Raw genomic sequence first — 16,114 nt, 5'->3', positions numbered from 1 at the left:
GGCCTGGGGCCCGGATGGCTGCCTCCTTCAGCGCGGTGACGGGGCAGGCTTCCCTTCGAGCGGATGCCCCCGGGTCCCGGCGGTCCATTCCTCCCAGACGTTGAACGACCTCATCTGCTGGCCCAGGTCGGTGTCGCGCACGAGCGCCTCCACCTCCGCGCGGCTCTGCCGGGGCAGCTTCTCCTCCATGGTGGCGAAACCCCACGCGAGCGCGCCCACCACGGCCGCGTTGGCGCGCAGCGTGTGCGCGTCGCACTGTTCGAACTCGTCCGAGCGTGCGTGGTAGTTGGGCCCGTACGTGGCCGGCTCCTGGTTGGCGATGAGGTTGGCCACGCCGTGCATCATGAAGTCGAAGTTGTCGGTGCCCACCACCGGCACGTCCACCTGCGTGAAGGGGCCCAGGCCCGCCACTGGCTTCAGGGCCTGATCCACCAGCGGTACCAGCGCGGGCCGGCCGTTCGTGTAGAAGCCGGTGATGCGCCCGCAGCCGATGTCCACCGACAGCGCCAGGGTGTGCCGATCCAACTCCGCCGCGTGCGTGCGCGCATAGCCGGCCGAGCCGTACATGCCCTGCTCCTCGCCGTTCCACAGCGCGAAGCGCAAGGTGCGCGCGGGCTTCAAGCCCAGGCGCTGCATCTGCCGGGAGAGATCGATCAGCATCGCGACGTTGGCGCCGTTGTCCAGCGCGCCGCCGCCCAGGTCCCAGCTGTCCAGGTGCGCCCCCAGAACGACGACTTCGTCGGGATGCGTGGTGCCGCGAATCTCTCCGATGACGTTGCGTGATTCGTAGGGGCCGCCCGTCCGCAGGTCCAGCACCGTGGTGAGGTTCAGCGCCTTGCCGGTGCGCAGCAGCCGCAGCGCGCGCTTCGCGCCGTCGCGCTCCATCACCATCATGGGGCGGGTGTTCCTGGGGCCCACGGAGACGCTGTGCCGGTAGAGCTGGTTGCCCGGACGGCTGCCCATGTAGACGATGCCGGCCACGCCCGCGGCGAACGCGCGGGACTCGATGCCATCCGCCATGTCGTACTCACGGAAGAGCCCGTCGACGTCCTTGAGCTCGTCCGTCTCCACCAGCAGGAATGCGGCTCGTGCCTTCGTGCCCAGGCGCTTGAAGTCCGCCTCGGTGCCTCGGCCCACGTCCAACAGCGGCGCGGTGATGCCTCCCTTGGGCGTGGCGGTGGAGAAGGGCATCGCGGCCACGCGTGGGGCGAAGCGCACGTCCTGGCCCTGCACGGACGCGGTGGCGGCGCGCTCCAGCCACAGCGCCGGCACGCGGAAGGGCTCCGCGCGCGCCGTCACGCCCGCGGCGCGGAAGCGCTCCAACGCCCATGACACGGAGCGCTGGTTGGCTTCGGAGCCCGTGGCCCTCCCGCCCACTTCATCCACCAGCGAGCGCAGGTCCTCGAGCATGGGCGTTGCCCCCAGCACGCTCCCCATGAGCAGCGCGGCCTCGCGCTCGCGCACGGAAGGCGGTGCCTCCTCGGCCCTGGAGGGAACCGGGAGGGCCAGGGCGAGGGACAGCGCCGCGAGGCGGATGAATGGACGGGAAGGGGACATGCGGAGGGCACCGGGGAAGAGGATGGCGCAAGCATCCCCACCCCGGCCGCTCCCCGGCAAGCACGAGTCCCGCCAAGGCTTCAGCGCATCTTGAGCACCACCCGGAAGCGGGCCTTGTTGCTCATCATCCGCTCGTAGGCCTCCGCGGCGCGGTCCAGGGGGAACACCTCGTTGCGCGAGCGCACGCCCGCGAGCGCGCTGAAGGCCATGGCCTCCTGCGAGTCCTGGGGCACGCCGCTGGGCCAGCCCTGGATGCGCGTGCGCTTCGTGATCAGGGACAGGCTGTTGACGGGGATGGGCTCCGAGCCCGCGCCCAGTAGCAGCAGGGTGCCGTTGCGTCCCAGGCCTCCGACCAGCTCGCCCGCGAGGCTGCTGCTCGAAGCGGTCATCATGATGACGCGCGCGCCCCCCATCTTCTGGAGGGCCTCCGCGGCAGGGCCCTTCTCCGTGTCGATGTATTCGTGCGCGCCCAGCTCCATCGCCAGGGCCTTCTTGTCCGCGCCGCGCGAGATGGCGGCGGTCCGGTAGCCGAACTTGCTGGCGTATTGGACGGCCAGGTGGCCCAGCCCGCCAATGCCTTGCACCGCCACCAGGTCCCCCGGCCGCGCGCCCATGTTGCGCAGGGAGTTGTACGTGGTGACGCCCGCGCAGAGCAGGGGCGCGGCATCCTCGGAGCTCATCCCCTCCGGGACCCGGGCCAGCGCCTCCTGGGGCGCGACCAGATACTCCGCGTAGCCACCGTCGTAGCTGATGCCGCAGATCTGCTGCTTCTCACAGGTGACGAAGTCGCCGCTGCGGCACGCGACGCACTGGCCGCAATGGCCCCCGTGCCAGCCCACACCGACGTGCTGTCCTTCCTTCCAGGCCGTGACACCCGGGCCCACCCGTTCGATGCGGCCCACCACCTCGTGGCCCGGCACCCGGGGGTACTGGATGGGCATCCAGCCTTCCTTGGTGATGGCATCGCTGTGGCAGACGCCACACGCCTCCACCGCGATCCGGACCTGCCCGGGACCGGGCTCGGGGATCTCACGCTCGACAATCTCGAGCGGGCCTCCACCCTTCGGCACCTGCACTGCCTTCATCTTCCTGGCCATGGCGTCTCCTCGGGGGGAGGGATGGGGATGACGCGGTGCGGGCGCACCTGGAGTGAGGGAGGACGCCGGGTTGGTGAGCGGACAGAGAAGACCTGCCCTGGCCAGGCAGGTCGTTCAGCAAGCGTCCGGGTTGACGCGGAGTGCTCTCGCTTCGAGGCTGGGTTCCTCACAACAGGAGCGTGACGATGACGTCCAGCCGTTCGACGAAGCTCGCGGTGATTGGCAGTGGTCTCATGGGCAGCGCGCTGGCGCGAGCCTTCGCCTCGGCGGGGCACGACGTCGCGGTGTGGAACCGGACGCCGGGCAAGGCCAGGGCCGTGGGCGGTGGCACCGTCGCGTTCGAGAACCTGGTGGATGCCGTCGCCGGGCGCTCGCTCGTGGTCGTCTCGCTGTCCAACTACGCGGCGTGGTCGGAGCTGGTCGCTTCGCCGGCCATCGCATCGGCACTCTCCGGAACGACGCTGGTCCAGCTCACCAGCGGCTCACCGGCGGACGCTCGTGGAGGCCTGGAGTGGGCGAGGGCCCACGGCGTGGACTACCTGGATGCGGCGATCCTCGCCTATCCCGCGTTCGTGGCCACAGACTACGCGACGGTCTACTACGCCGGGTCGCGAGCGGTGTTCGAGCGGAACCAGGAGACCCTCCAGGCCATCGCCAAGAACTCCGTCTACGTCGACGAGAAGATCGGCTCCGCCGCGACGCTCGACTGCGCGATCCTGGAGGCCTACTACGGAGGCTCCCTGGCGGTCCTCCACGCCGCGGCGATGTGTCAGGCCGAGGGGCTGGATCCGAAGGCCTTCTTCGCCCAGAAGAACTCCTTCCTGGGCTTGATCTCCGTCACCGCGGACGCCGCGCAGGACATGATCGAGCGCAACGACTTCACCGGCCAGCAGTGCAGCCTCAACACCCACGTCGCGGCCATCGAACACATCGTCCGGCTGAGCACGGACGCCCGAATCAGCGCCCGCTTCCCCCGGGAGCTGCTGGAGAACTACCGGCGGGCACTTGGCGCGGGGCTGGGTGAGCAGGAGTTGCCCGCGGTGTTCCGCACGCTGAAGGCGGTTCCCTAGAAGGTCCCACGCTTCTGCATTTCGGGAAGCGCCGCGTCCAGGCGCTTCGCCAGTTCCGGCAGCTTGATGGTGGGGACCGCAGGGAAGAGGTGGTGCTCCAGGTGATAGAACATGCTGAACGTGAGCAGGTTCTTCCAGCCGGTGCGCTGGGTTCTTGCCATCGTGGGGTCGTCCTGCGTGTCGTGATGCACGGTCCACACGGCGAAGAAGGCCATCAGGCACTCGCCAAGGACCATCACCCCGACGTGGTAGATGAGGAAGTGAAGCCGCAGGTGGAAGACTCCGGTGACGAAGACGGCGATGGAGGCCAGCTCGAAGAGGACGTTCCAGCGGTACTTCGTGTCTCCCTTCTGGAGGGTCACCTTGTGGATCAGGAACATGTGGACGGGGCCGTACAGGATGGCGCCGTACCACGACATGCCCGCTGACTTTCCTTCGTAGTCCCCCTCCGCCAGGGTGTACCGGTGATGTCTCAGGTGGTTGAACTTCACCGCGTGGAGTGAGGCCACCATCAGCACGCTGTTGAGATACAGCGTGAGCCACGTCAGGAACTTGTTCGTACCCAGGGCGCGGTGGAAGCCGTTGTGCACCTGTCTCAGGCCCGTGAGGAAGTAGAAGGCGGAGAAGGGCAGGGCGAGCGCGTAGTGCTCGAAGTACGCCAGCAGCATCGAGAACACGAACCAGGGAATGGTCAGGTTGTTCTCAATCAGCAACTCCCGCGTCGAGAGCGTCCGCAGGTCCTTCCACTTCACGCTGCGCAGCAGTTCCAGGTGTGCCATGTCGAGGGCGAAACCCGACGACGAGGGAACAGCGACAGCACCACGGCCAGATGCTCGCGGCTGTTCTAACAAGCCCTGTTCCCCCCAGCAGGACGCGGTCCAGCGGGGCATCAGCTGGCGGATTCATGGATAGAAGACAGGGCAGGGGGCAGGTCGTCCCCCCTCCCTGAATAGCGCCCGCGCGCCTCTACCGGCCGGACGGGGACTTCTTCCCGACGGCGGGCTTCGTGGCAGCCGCCTTCGCGGGAGCACCCTTCACGGGCGTCGCCTTCGAGGGGGCCGCTGCTTTCGCTATGGCGGGGTTTCTCTTCGCGGCCAGCTCCGGAATCAACAGCAACTCGATGCGGCGGTTGCGCGCGCGGCCCTGCGGCGAGGCATTGGCCCCCAGGGGCCGCGTGTCGCCGTAGCCGGCCGCGAGCATGCGCTTCGCGGGCACGCCGCCCTTCTCCTGGAGGAAGCGGACCACGTTGACGGCGCGCGCGACGGACAGCTCCCAGTTGGTGGGGAACGTGGCCTGGAGCTTCTGCGTGGGGGGCGAGTCGTCGGTGTGGCCCGACACCTGGATGAGCTTGTCATCCACCTTGGACAGCACGCCGCCCAGGCGGGTGAGGACCTCCTGGCCGCGCGTGCTGATGCTGGCGTCGCCTGAATCGAAGAGGACCTTATCGACCAGGTCCACCTGGAGGCGGCCTCCGTCCTGGGACAGGCGGATGGCGCCCTCGGCGATCTCCTTCTTCAGCTTGTCCTGGAGGTCCTCGTAGGTGGCCTTGAGTCGGCTGAGCTCCGCCTCCTGCTCCTGCACCGTCTGGCTGAGCTGTTCCTTCTCCGTGTTGAGCTGATCCTTCTCCGTGGTCAGCTTCGCGTGTTCCGCCTCCAGCGCGGCCAGCTTCGCCTCCAGCTGCTGCTTCGCGGCGTCTGCTTCGTTCGCCTTGGCAGTGGCAGCAGCCGCCTCCGCGTCCGCGCGGGTCGTGCTGCGATGCGACAGATAGAGCACCAGGCCCGCGAGCACCGCCACCAGCGCCGTCACCAGCCAGGGCACCCAGGCCCTTCCGCGTTCCTCTTCCATGTCGCGACCTCCGGGGTGGAATGAACGGAGGCCACGCTAGTGAAACGACCCGGGTGCGCCTCAAGGCGACCCGGGTGCGTGCAGGTGTCTGGAGGTTCATTGTTTCAGTCAGGGCAGCCGGAGCGCTCCGCCGCTGGCAGGGACGTCAGTACAGGGCGCAGACGATGCCCACGCAGTTGCCCGCGGTGTTGTTCCGCGCGACGTTTCCGCCGCCATCGAAGGCGGTCGGCGCGTAGATGCCGAAGCCCGCGTTGCCCAGGGCGACGTTGTTGAGCACCGTGGGCGTGCTGGGCGGCTGCACCCGGAGTCCATCCCCGTCATTGCTCAGGAACTGGTTGCCGCGGACGATGCCCGTGAGCGGGACGGGGACGGGCGCCGGGAGGTCGGACAGCGTCAGTCCGCCTCCGTTGTCATAGAACGTGTTGCCATCCACGTACACCGTCAGGGCCGTGACCTGGAGACCCAGACCATTGCTGACGGCCAGGGTGTTGATCATCGCGAGCCTGTTCGTTTCCCAGACCGGCCGGTCGGCGGGCGCGAACGCGGCGTTGTTCGCGATGAGCGAGTTCTCGAACCGCATCTCGCCGCAGGTGTAGGGGCCGCCCTGGTCGACCTGCATCCTGCCCACGGCGTCGTTCCACGCGATCGTGCTTGCCCTGAAGCGGAAGGAAGCACCGAAGCAGTAGCTGACCAACCCATTGGACGTGAAGGTGGAGTCGATCACGTCGATGTGATGGAAGTCCGCCACCATCGCGATCCCGTTGTCGGTGAAGATCGAGGAGCGCACGTCGAACAGTCCCGTGGACGAATCGAACTCGCTGCCCAGTCCCCGGCCATTCCCGGTCAGACGACAGTCGGTGATGAGGAAGTTCGTATTGGAAGAGCTGTAGACGCCGTAACCATTGTCGAGGAGCGCGAGCTCGTGCAGTCGCAGGTTCTGCGTGGGCGAGCTGAAGGTGGTGACGATGCCGTACCCAAAACCCTGAACCGTGCCATTGCGGATCATCCTGGCGTCGACGACCAGGATGCCATTTGAACCCCCGACCTCCGGGCCGGTGCGGCGGATGGTGTATCCGCCCAGGTCGAGGAGGATGTCCGCGCCATTGAGCCAGAGCGCGTAGGGCTCGGAGCCCGGGCAGTTGAGGTCATGCGTGAGGAGCGTGTTTTCGGTGAGGATGTCACCGCACTGGACGTCATGACCGGTGGTGAAGATCACCTTGGATTCCGCCTCGGAACGAACCGCGTCACGGGCCAGGACGTCGGGCGCTCCCGTGAGCAAGGTGGTCACGGCCATCACCATGGCGAATCCGCGTGTCTGCTTCATGCTGCCTCCCCCAGGGCCGGAGACGTCCGGCCACCGGCGGAGAGCCTAGAGAAAGCGCCACCCTCATCATCCCGTCCAGGGGTGGCAGCACTTCGCCTGGACGGCGACAGCATGAAGGCGCGGCAGGGTGACGTGGATCACCCCGACGAAATGGGGGGGACGGGCCTCACTGTGTGGGGGAGATCCATCGCCATTCATCGCGGTTCGCACGGCGACGCGTGCTCTCTCAGAGTGAGAGAAGGAATCCCCGCAGTGTCGGGCATCTGGCACACGCATTGCCTTGCGGCGGCGCATGACTTCGCGCGACGCGACGGCACCTGGCACCTGGCGACGCTCCGTCGGGTGGGCCCTGATCCTCGTCCTCTGGACGGCCTGCACCGGTGTGGTGGGTGGGCCGTCCGACAATGACGTGGATCCCTCGGGATCGCCGGACGCCGGCTGTGAGGACCCCACGCCTTCCGGTGACCCCGACGCGGGCGAGAAGAACGACATGCTCGCTCCCAGTCGGCTGCTGCGGCGGGCCTCGCTCGCGCTGCGCGGGACGCCGCCGGCGGACGAGGAGTTCACCGCGCTCGAAGCCGCGGGAGACGACGCCGCGCAGCGGGCCTTCGTGGAGCACTTCGTCGACGAGACGCTCGGGCAGCCCGTGTTCTACCGGACGATGTTCGAGCAGGCGCGCGACTGGTTCAACATCCCGCCTGTCCCTCTCACCGCCGACGCGCCCGAGTACGGCCTGCAGCAGCAGCGGTCCATCCAGCGCTGCGCCGCGGGCACCGCGAAGGCTGGCGCCTGGAAGTACTTCCGGGGCGACGACATCGCCTGCAACGGGGTGAAGGCGGATGGCACGCCCGTGGACGAGCGCGCCGTGGAGCCATGGTGGGCCCCGGGTACCACGGTGACGCTGGTGGGGTCCGCAGCCAACGCCTCCGCCACGGGCACCGGATCCGTCAACGGCAACCCCGTGCCCATCACCTGCGCCACCGCCGGGCCGGTGGGCACGTGCGGCTGCGGCCCCAACGCCGTGCGCTGCCACGCCGATTTCCAGCAGTACGCCGGCTGGGAGGACTACCTGCACTACCACGAGCAGGGCCAGCGGCGGCTCGTCGCGGAGGAGCCCGCCCGCCTCTTCGCCCACCTCGCGTGGCACGACCGGCCGGTGACGGACCTCATCCTCGGGAGCTACTCCGTCGCGCCCACCCGGCTCCAGGCCGCGTACGTGATGCAGGGCATCGAGGGCGGGGCGACCGGACTGCTCGATGATGACTCCTGGTGGCGGCCGTCGCGCTTCTCCGCCGCGCCGGTGGATCCGGAGCACGCTCCGGGGGATCCGCTCGCCTGGCGCGAGTATCAGGTCCCCGCGCGCGACCCCTTCCTCCTGGCGGAGCGCGACTATCGTTACGACCCTCGCACGACGGTCATTCCGGCGCGGGGGATTCCCGCCGCGGGCATGCTCACCAGCATGGGGTTCCTCGCGGGTTATCCTCGCGAGCGCGTGCGCGGTGCGCGGGCCCTGGAGACGCTGGCGTGCGAGGTCCTCGCGCCGCCCCTGGGACAGAAGTTCAACGAGTACCGCCGCGATCCGGGCACCGAGGGTCCCTGCCAGCACTGCCACCGCCGGCTCGACCCCGCGGCCATCCACTTCAAGCGCTTCGCGAAGGAGGGCTCGGCGACCGAGGGCCATGGCGCGAAGTACCTGATGCCCGGCGTGGGCACCGCCTGGCATTGGCCCGTCTCGTGGCGCCGGGGCGAGTACCCCTACGGCGGGGATCCGTTCAGCCACTGGAACCGGTGGTACGTGGCCGACACGATGCTCACGCCCATCACCGAGGCCCAGGCTCAGGCGAACCCCGAGGCCCTCTTCATCGACTTCCTCCCTCCAGAGCAGACGCTGCTGGGGCAGGTGGGGGACGGGACGGTGGGTCCCCTCGGCTTCGCGAAGCTCATCGTCGCGGCGGGAGCCTTCGACCGCTGCGTGGTTCGGCACCTCCATGCGCAGGTGCTGGGACGGGACATCGACCCGGCGCGCGAGGCGGGCTACCTGGACGCGCAGGTGGAGCGCTTCGTCTCGGGGGGCCGCAAGGTCCGCCCGTTCGTCAAATCCCTCACGCAGTCCCACCTCTTCCAGCGGGGGCGCTGAAATGAACCGCTTCGCACTCCTCCTGCTCGTGCTCCCCGTGTCGCTCGCGTGCGGCAGGGATGGCACCGCGTCCGTTCCGTCCACGCAGGCCCAGAAGGCCTGCGGCACCCCGGCCAGCTCCGAAACCGTGCGCATCATGCAGGGCCTCCAGCCGCACTGTGAGGGCTGCCATGCGCAGGGCGCGCGTGGGTACTTCGCGTCGGTGGACGCGTTCCAGAGCCTGCTCGTGTCCGACCCGCGGCTGGTGAAGGCGGGCAGCCCGGAAGAAAGCGAGCTGATCCGCCTGCTGGAGGGCCGGGGCAGCGCCGCGTTCAAGCAGATGCCCATTGGAGAAAAGTCCTACGCGCAGCTCGTCTCCGACGGCACGGCGAAGCTGTCCGTCGCGGACGTCCGCGCGTGGATCCAATCGCTCTCCACCCAGCAGCGCGACGCGCGCCCGGACCCCGAGGCGCCGCGCATCACTCGCATGAGCGCGACGCAGGTGCAGCGGGCGCTCTACCAGCAGCTGGGCCTCACGCATGACGACTTCTTCTCCTCCGCGACGGAGTTCGGCATCCCGATGGCCGAGTCCTACGAGGATGAGCGCTACCCGATGCAGCCGCCGGACGCGGTGCCTGCTCCCCGGCAGCACACCACGGGCGAGCGCTTCTACGGATTGGGCGGAGGCTCGGTGTTCAACCAGTCGACGCCGGACCGGACCACGTCCCCCACGTTCGCGCTCACGCTGACGCAGGTGTCGCAGCGCTGGTGCCGCCTGGCCCTGGCGAAGACGGGCAACACGGCGCTCTTCCCCGCGGGCTCCAAGCGCACAGCCGACGCAGTGGACGTGAAGGCCACGCTGCGCCGCTGGTCGCTGCGCTTCCTGGGGGAGCGCTTCACGGATGCGCAGGTGGACGCGCTCTACGCGGATGTCTTCGTGCCGCTTTCGACCCCGACGGACACCGAGCCCGCCTACGTGGGCGTGTGCTCGTACTTCATCCGCCACCCGCATTGGATCTTCTACTGAAGGGGCAACCATGAAGCTCACGCGTCGCAAGCTGTTCGAGCTGGCCCTGGGGGCCACGCAAATGGGACTCATGGCGCGCTACGGGTTGTCCACGGCCTCGGCCGCGCCCACGCCGGGACGTCCCACCAAGCTCCTGGGAATCTGGCTGGATGGAGGCCTGCACTGGGAGAGCTTCTTCTCCCCGCTGTCGAGCGCGGGCATCACGAAGTTCATCCCGGCGCCGTTGGGGGGCCTCATCCCCGTGGGCTACGCGCCCGGACAGGTGGAGAACTTCGACCGCTCGCCGGTGGACCTGGACGCGCCGGGGCCCGTGCGGAAGCTGCGCGGGCCCATCTACTGGAACTGGTCGAACCCCTCCGACTCGCAGGGCACGAACCCCGCGGCGAACAACAACCAGCGGTACCGGCCGTGGGGCTATTCGTGGGCGGACCCCACGTACAAGCTCTATGAGAAGGCCGCGCTGCTGGTGGGCGCGGACCAGAACACGGCAGCGCACGCGAGCGGCATCGTCGCCAGCATGTGCGGCGTGGCGGGTTCGAGCTTCCGGGCTCCGGCGGTGCAGGCGGTCATCGCCAACGCCATGGCCCAGCGCTTCCCGGACCGCTCCATCCCCAACGTCAGCCTGGGTGGTGCGCTGCCGACCGCGTTCGGGTTGCCCGCGCGAGCGAACCCGACGGTGCTGCGCTCCGCGTCGACGGTGGAGCCGACGCTGTCCGACCGGCGCGGCGGTGCCTGGAACGGTCTGCGCACGCGCGACGACGTGCCTGACCTGGCGTTCGACGGCTCGGCGCTTCCGGGGACGGTGCCCGCGACGGCGGTGGACGCGGCGATCCTGAAGGCCCTCCGTGAGGAGCGGGGCATCTCCACGAGCGGCACGGACGCGATGCTCGAGCAGCTCTACGACACCTACAAGGGCGCGAGCCGGACCATCCGCCGCGACATCCTATCGGTGCTGGCCGCCACGCCGTCGTGGGAGAAGCTCAAGGCGGACCCTCGCTACCCGGTGGACTGGTCCGCGTGCATCGGCTTCGCGGATTCGTGTGGCCAGGGCTCGTCGATGGGTTCGTATGACTTCGCGTTGCAGTTGTTGAAGTCGGACCTGGTGACGTCCGTGAACCTGCGGGCCACGAGTTTCAACAACAACTCCTTCGATACCCACACCGCGAACGGCGTGCAGATGCACACCAACCACCTGCGCATCGCGCTGGAGATGGTGGGGCGCCTGTGCATCGAGATGAGCCTCACCCCGAGCAAGTCCGACCCATCCCGGTCGCTGCTGGATGAGACGCTCGTGTATGTCTACAGCGACTTCGGGCGGACGTTCCCGAAGCAGGGGAGCGACCACCACCCGGCGACGTGCGCGCTGCTCGTGGGCGGCGGCATCCAGGGCAACCAGATGCTCGGCGGCTACGACGAGACGATGAACGGCTCGCCCATGGGGGCGCCGGTGGCGCTGGTGGAGGAGGACGGGAGCCGCGGCTCCCGTGCGCCGCGCTCGCAGGACATCGCGGCGACGGTGATGAACGCCTTCGGCCTGGAGCCGGGGAAGGACTTCTTCATCCCCGGCGGCTACGGCGTCTTCGACGGCGTCGTGAGGTCCTGAGCTACTTCAGCGTCGACGTGTCGATGACGAACCGGTACCGGACGTCGGAGGCGAGGACGCGCTCGTAGGCGTCGTTGATCTTGCTGGCGGGGATGACCTCGATGTCCGCGCCGATGTGGTGCTGGGCGCAGAAGTCCAGCATCTCCTGCGTCTGGGGGATGCCGCCGATGAGCGATCCGGTGAACACGCGACGGGGCATGAAGAGCGAGAACGCGTTGAGGGAGAGCGGCTCCGGAGGCGCGCCCACGCTGACCAGGGCGCCGTCCAGGGCCAGCAGGGACAGGTAGGCGTCCACGTCGATCTTCGCGCTCACCGTGTTCACGATGAGGTCGAATGTGCCGGCGAGCTTCTGGAACGTCTCCGGGTCCTTGGTGGCGTAGTAGTGGTGCGCGCCCAGCCGCAGGCCGTCCTCCTTCTTGCTCAGCGACTGCGACAGGACGGTCACCTCCGCGCCCATCGCGCGAGCGAGCTTCACGCCCATGTGCCCCAGGCCGCCCAGGCCCACGATGGCCACCTTCTTGCCCGGGCCCGCGCCCCAGCGGCGCAGCGGCGAGTACGTCGTGATGCCCGCGCACAGGAGCGGCGCGGCGGCTTCGAGCGAGATGCCTTCCGGAATCTTGAGGACGAAGTCCTCGGTCACGACGATGTGGGTGGAGTAGCCGCCCTGCGTGAGCTGTCCGTCCCGTCCGGTGGCGCCGTAGGTGCCGACGAACCCCTTGAGGCAGTGCTGCTCCTCGCCCTTGCGGCAGGACGAGCAGTCGCCGCACGCGTCAACCATGCAGCCCACGCCGACGCGGTCGCCGACGGCGTGCTTCTTCACCTCGGCGCCGACGCTGGTGACGATGCCGGCGATCTCATGGCCGGGGACGATGGGGTAGGTCGTCTCGCCCCACTCGCCGCGGACGGTGTGGATGTCGGAGTGGCAGATGCCGCAGAACTTGATCTCGATGAGCACGTCGCGCGGGCCGGGTTCCCGGCGCTGGATGGCCAGGGGGCCGAGCGGTGACTTCGCGGAGGTGGCGGCGTAGGCGTTGGCGGTGGGCATGAGTCTCTTCTCCAGGAGCAATGGGGCCGGTGGGCCCCGTTCACGTGCGCAGAGAGATACGCGCCAGCCCCGTGGATGACTACGCGCGAGAAGCCAATAGGCTCTTAACGGGTGCTTAACAGTGGCTTCGGATACGGTCCTCGCGAATGAATACGGCCCCCTTCACGCAGTTGCAGGTGTTCCTCGCCGTGGCCCGGCTGCGCAGCTTCAGCGGCGCGGCGCGCGAGATGGGCGTCTCCACGGCCGCGGTGAGCCAGGCGGTGCGGCAGCTGGAGGAGCAGCTGCGAGTGGTGCTGCTTACGCGCACCACGCGCAGTGTGGCGCTGACGGACGTGGGCCGGCGGCTCGTGGAGGGAGCAGGCCCGGCGGTGGGGCAGACGCTGGCCACGCTCCGCGAGGTGTCCGCGCAGCCCGGAGAGGCCGTGGGCCGGGTCCGGCTGTCCGTGCTGACGGCGGCGGTGCCCTACGTCATCACCCCGGTGGTCCCCACCTTCCGAGAACGACACCCACGGGTGGAGGTGGAGGTCGTCATCGAGGATCGCCTCGTGGACATCGTCGAGGAGGGCTACGACGCGGGCGTGCGCCTGAGCGAGTCCATCCAGCGCGACATGGTGCAGGTGCGGCTCACGGAGGCGTTCCGCTTCGTGGTGGTGGGGTCGCCCGGCTACCTCGCGCGCCACGGCATGCCCCAGCGTCCCGAGGACCTGCTGAAGCACGAGTGCATCACCTTCCGTTCCCAGACGACCGGAACGCTCTACCCGTGGGAGCTGGAGCGCGGGCGCAAGAACTGGCGCGTGCCGGTGCGCGGCGGCGTCGTCACCAATGACATCCATCTGCCCGCGACCCTGGCGGAGCAAGGCGTGGGGTTGGCGTACGCCTTCGAGCCGGCCGTGGAGGAGAGGCTGCGCACCGGGAAGCTCGTGCGGGTGCTGGAGGCCTACGCGCCCACCGTGCCCGGCTTCTTCCTCTACTACCCCAGCCGTGCTCAGCGCTCGGTGCCGCTGCGTCTCTTCGCGGAGGCGGCGCGGGAGCTGGCGGCCAAGGCCGTGTGAGCGCGGGTGACTCCGCGTGGGGAAGTCCGTAGCCTCGCGATGCTTGCTGAACAGTGAAGCCCAAGAGGGTCCTCGAGAATGAACACGGCACCCTTCACGCAGCTCCAGGTGTTCCTCGTCGTGGCCCGCCTGAGCAGCTTCAGCGGCGCCGCGCGCGAGCTGGGCGTCTCCACGGCGGCGGTGAGTCATTCGGTGCGGCAGCTGGAGGAGCAGTTGCGCGTGGTGCTGCTCACCCGCACGACGCGCAGCGTGGCGCTGACGGACGCGGGCCGGCGGCTCGTGGAGACCGCGGGACCCGCGATGGGGCAGGCGATCGCCGCGCTCGGGGAGGTGGCCGCGCAGCCGGGAGAGACGGTGGGTCGGGTCCGGCTGTCCGTGCCGCGGGCGGCGGTGCCCTACCTCATCACCCCGGTGGTCCCCACCTTCCGCGCGCGTCACCCGCGCATCGAGGTGGAGGTCGTCATCGAGGAGCGCTTCGTGGACATCGTGGCGGAGGGCTACGACGCGGGCGTGCGGCTGAGCGAAGCCATCGAGCGCGACATGGTCCAGGTGCGCCTCACGGATGAGTTCCGCTTCGTGGTGGTGGGCGCCCCCAGCTACCTGGAACGCCACGGGACGCCCCAGCGCCCGGAGGACCTGCTGAAGCATGAGTGCATCACGTTCCGCATGCGTTCCACCGGGACGCTCTATGCATGGGAGCTGGAGCGGGGCCGCAGGAACTGGCGTGTGCCGGTGCGAGGAGGCGTGGTCAGCAGCGACAGTCACCTGACGTTGGACCTGGCGGAGCAGGGCGTGGGACTGGCGTATGCCTTCGAGCCAGCCGTGGAAGCGCGGCTGCGGACCGGGAAGCTCGTGCGGGTGCTGGAGGCCTACGCGCCCACGGTGCCCGGTTTCTTCCTCTACTACCCCAGCCGTGCGCAGCGCTCCGCGCCGCTGCGACTCTTCGTCGAGGCGGCGCGCGAGTTGGCTGTGAAGGCCTTGTGAACGCGACCGCGGCCGCGCTCAGCGGTTGATCATCTTCTGCATTGCCTCGGTGTAGCGATCTCCCTGCGCCGTGAGCTTCGAGGCCGCGTCGGTGAGCTCGCGGAGCTCGTCAGGCGCCAGCGTCACCTGGAGTGCGCCGAGGTTCTCTTCCAGGCGATGGAGCTTCGTGGTGCCCGGGATGGGAACGAGCCACGGCTTCCGCGCCAGGACCCAGGCAAGCGCGAGCTGGGCCGGCGTCACATTCTTCTGGGCGGCGACCCTGCCAATCAGGTCCACGAAGGCCTGATTCGCCTGGCGGGCCTCCGGCGTGAAGCGCGGCAGGACGTTGCGGATATCGCCCTTTTCGAACTGGGACGCATCGTTCAGCTTGCCAGTCAGGAAGCCCTTGCCCAGTGGGCTGAACGGAACGAACCCGATGCCGAGCTCTTCGAGGGTTGGGAGGATCTCCTGCTCGGGCTCACGCCACCACAGGGAGTATTCACTCTGGAGGGCGGTGACCGGCTGGACCGCGTGCGCGCGGCGGATCGTCTTCACGCCCGCTTCGGAAAGGCCGAAGTGCCGGACCTTGCCTGCCTGGATGAGCTCCTTGACCGCGCCCGCGACGTCTTCGATGGGCACCTCCGGGTCCACCCGGTGCTGGTAGAACAGGTCGATCGTGTCGGTCTTCAGCCGCTTGAGCGAGGCCTCGGCGACCTGCTTGATGTGCTCTGGCCGGCTGTTCAGCCCGGCCTGCTTCCCATCGGAGTCGAAGTGGAAGCCGAACTTCGTGGCGATGACCACCTGCCCGCGAACGGGAGACAGGGCTTGCCCCACGAGTTCCTCGTTCGTGAAGGGGCCGTAGACCTCTGCGGTGTCGAAGAAGGTGACGCCCCGGTCGACGGCCGTCCGAATGAGGGAGACCATCTCCCGCTTGTCCGCCGGCGGACCGAAGCCGTGGCTCATGCCCATGCAGCCAAGCCCGAGGGCGGAGACCTCCAGGTCGCTGTTTCCGAGTCTGCGCTTTTGCATCGTGTTCTCTCCCGTGTGCGTTCTTGCACGGAGAGATACGGCCGGGCTCCCGGGAGTACTAGACCCCGGGAGACCAACAGGCTGTTAAACGCAGTTTGAAAGTGGCGCGCTAATCCGCGCTCCCGCAGGAACTCGCGGCGCATGCGACGTAGGCGTCAACGCACGACTGGACGTCCGCGGAGCCGCCGGTTGCCGCGTTCCAGAGGCAGTTGGTTCGCGCGTCGGAGCAGTCCGAACAGGCCGAAACCAGTGCCTCGCCGCTCGATTCAGGAGCACTGGCCGGAGAGTAGCAGGCGTAGCCCGCCGCCTGGCACGTGGTGAGGCGATAGCCCTCGCCGCACGCCATGTCGCATTCGTAGGTCTCGGGACAGACCTGGCTGCATTGG

General features: G+C 68.8%; 13 protein-coding genes. 6 read left to right on the top strand and 7 right to left on the bottom strand.

Going from position 1 to position 16,114, the window contains the following annotated elements; all coding sequences use genetic code 11:
* Positions 1 to 27: 27 nt before the first annotated feature.
* The gene (locus D7X99_RS09525; protein ID WP_121777486.1) at positions 28 to 1,557 is read right to left on the bottom strand and encodes a M28 family metallopeptidase; all 1,530 of its coding nucleotides are present in this window, start codon (positions 1,555 to 1,557) and stop codon (positions 28 to 30) included.
* A gap of 80 nt (positions 1,558 to 1,637) precedes the next feature.
* Positions 1,638 to 2,654, bottom strand: coding sequence for an alcohol dehydrogenase (locus D7X99_RS09520; RefSeq protein WP_120579023.1), 1,017 nt, complete (start codon positions 2,652 to 2,654; stop codon positions 1,638 to 1,640).
* A gap of 185 nt (positions 2,655 to 2,839) precedes the next feature.
* Here D7X99_RS09520 and D7X99_RS09515 point away from each other — a divergent pair, with 185 nt between their 5' ends.
* Positions 2,840 to 3,724: an NAD(P)-dependent oxidoreductase gene (locus D7X99_RS09515; protein WP_121777485.1), complete on the top strand. Its 885-nt coding sequence runs from the start codon at positions 2,840 to 2,842 to the stop codon at positions 3,722 to 3,724.
* Here D7X99_RS09515 and D7X99_RS09510 read toward each other — a convergent pair.
* From D7X99_RS09510 to D7X99_RS09500, 3 genes are all read right to left on the bottom strand, one after another.
* Positions 3,721 to 4,503, bottom strand: a complete 783-nt coding sequence (locus tag D7X99_RS09510; protein ID WP_121777484.1) for a fatty acid desaturase — start codon at positions 4,501 to 4,503, stop codon at positions 3,721 to 3,723. The genes D7X99_RS09515 and D7X99_RS09510 overlap by 4 nt on opposite strands.
* A 187-nt stretch (positions 4,504 to 4,690) precedes the next feature.
* Positions 4,691 to 5,569 carry a flagellar motor protein MotB gene (locus tag D7X99_RS09505; RefSeq protein WP_121777483.1) on the bottom strand — a complete coding sequence of 293 codons (879 nt, stop codon included), beginning with the start codon at positions 5,567 to 5,569 and terminating at the stop codon, positions 4,691 to 4,693.
* A gap of 145 nt (positions 5,570 to 5,714) precedes the next feature.
* Complete coding sequence (locus D7X99_RS09500) at positions 5,715 to 6,893, bottom strand: right-handed parallel beta-helix repeat-containing protein (RefSeq protein ID WP_121777482.1); 1,179 nt, start codon at positions 6,891 to 6,893, stop codon at positions 5,715 to 5,717.
* Positions 6,894 to 7,185: 292 nt separating this feature from the next.
* Here D7X99_RS09500 and D7X99_RS09495 point away from each other — a divergent pair, with 292 nt between their 5' ends.
* From D7X99_RS09495 to D7X99_RS09485, 3 genes are read left to right on the top strand one after another with little or no spacing between them, the layout of a single operon-like run.
* Positions 7,186 to 9,030: a hypothetical protein gene (locus D7X99_RS09495; RefSeq protein ID WP_233613230.1), complete on the top strand. Its 1,845-nt coding sequence runs from the start codon at positions 7,186 to 7,188 to the stop codon at positions 9,028 to 9,030.
* A 1-nt stretch (position 9,031) separates the two neighbouring features.
* The gene (locus tag D7X99_RS09490) at positions 9,032 to 10,036 is read left to right on the top strand and encodes a hypothetical protein (protein WP_121777481.1); all 1,005 of its coding nucleotides are present in this window, start codon (positions 9,032 to 9,034) and stop codon (positions 10,034 to 10,036) included.
* Positions 10,037 to 10,046: 10 nt separating this feature from the next.
* On the top strand, positions 10,047 to 11,639 hold the full coding sequence (locus tag D7X99_RS09485; RefSeq protein WP_121777480.1) for a DUF1501 domain-containing protein: 1,593 nt from the start codon (positions 10,047 to 10,049) through the stop codon (positions 11,637 to 11,639).
* 1 nt (position 11,640) lies between these two features.
* Here D7X99_RS09485 and D7X99_RS09480 read toward each other — a convergent pair whose 3' ends face one another.
* Positions 11,641 to 12,684, bottom strand: coding sequence for an NAD(P)-dependent alcohol dehydrogenase (locus D7X99_RS09480; protein WP_121777479.1), 1,044 nt, complete (start codon positions 12,682 to 12,684; stop codon positions 11,641 to 11,643).
* 146 nt (positions 12,685 to 12,830) lie between these two features.
* Between D7X99_RS09480 and D7X99_RS09475 the strand changes: the two genes are divergently transcribed.
* Both D7X99_RS09475 and D7X99_RS09470 read left to right on the top strand, forming a co-directional pair.
* The gene (locus D7X99_RS09475) at positions 12,831 to 13,736 is read left to right on the top strand and encodes a LysR family transcriptional regulator (protein ID WP_121777478.1); all 906 of its coding nucleotides are present in this window, start codon (positions 12,831 to 12,833) and stop codon (positions 13,734 to 13,736) included.
* Between the two features lie 78 nt (positions 13,737 to 13,814).
* Positions 13,815 to 14,720, top strand: a complete 906-nt coding sequence (locus tag D7X99_RS09470; protein WP_121777477.1) for a LysR family transcriptional regulator — start codon at positions 13,815 to 13,817, stop codon at positions 14,718 to 14,720.
* A gap of 18 nt (positions 14,721 to 14,738) precedes the next feature.
* Here D7X99_RS09470 and D7X99_RS09465 read toward each other — a convergent pair whose 3' ends face one another.
* Positions 14,739 to 15,728 (bottom strand): aldo/keto reductase, encoded by a 990-nt coding sequence (locus tag D7X99_RS09465; RefSeq protein WP_121777476.1) that lies wholly within the window; start codon positions 15,726 to 15,728, stop codon positions 14,739 to 14,741.
* Positions 15,729 to 16,114 lie beyond the last annotated feature (386 nt).

The organism is Corallococcus sp. AB032C (assembly GCF_003668935.1).
Lineage (GTDB): Bacteria > Myxococcota > Myxococcia > Myxococcales > Myxococcaceae > Corallococcus > Corallococcus exiguus.
The sequence above is the reverse complement of the archived record's forward strand: the minus strand, read 5'-3'. Positions and strand labels throughout refer to the sequence as shown.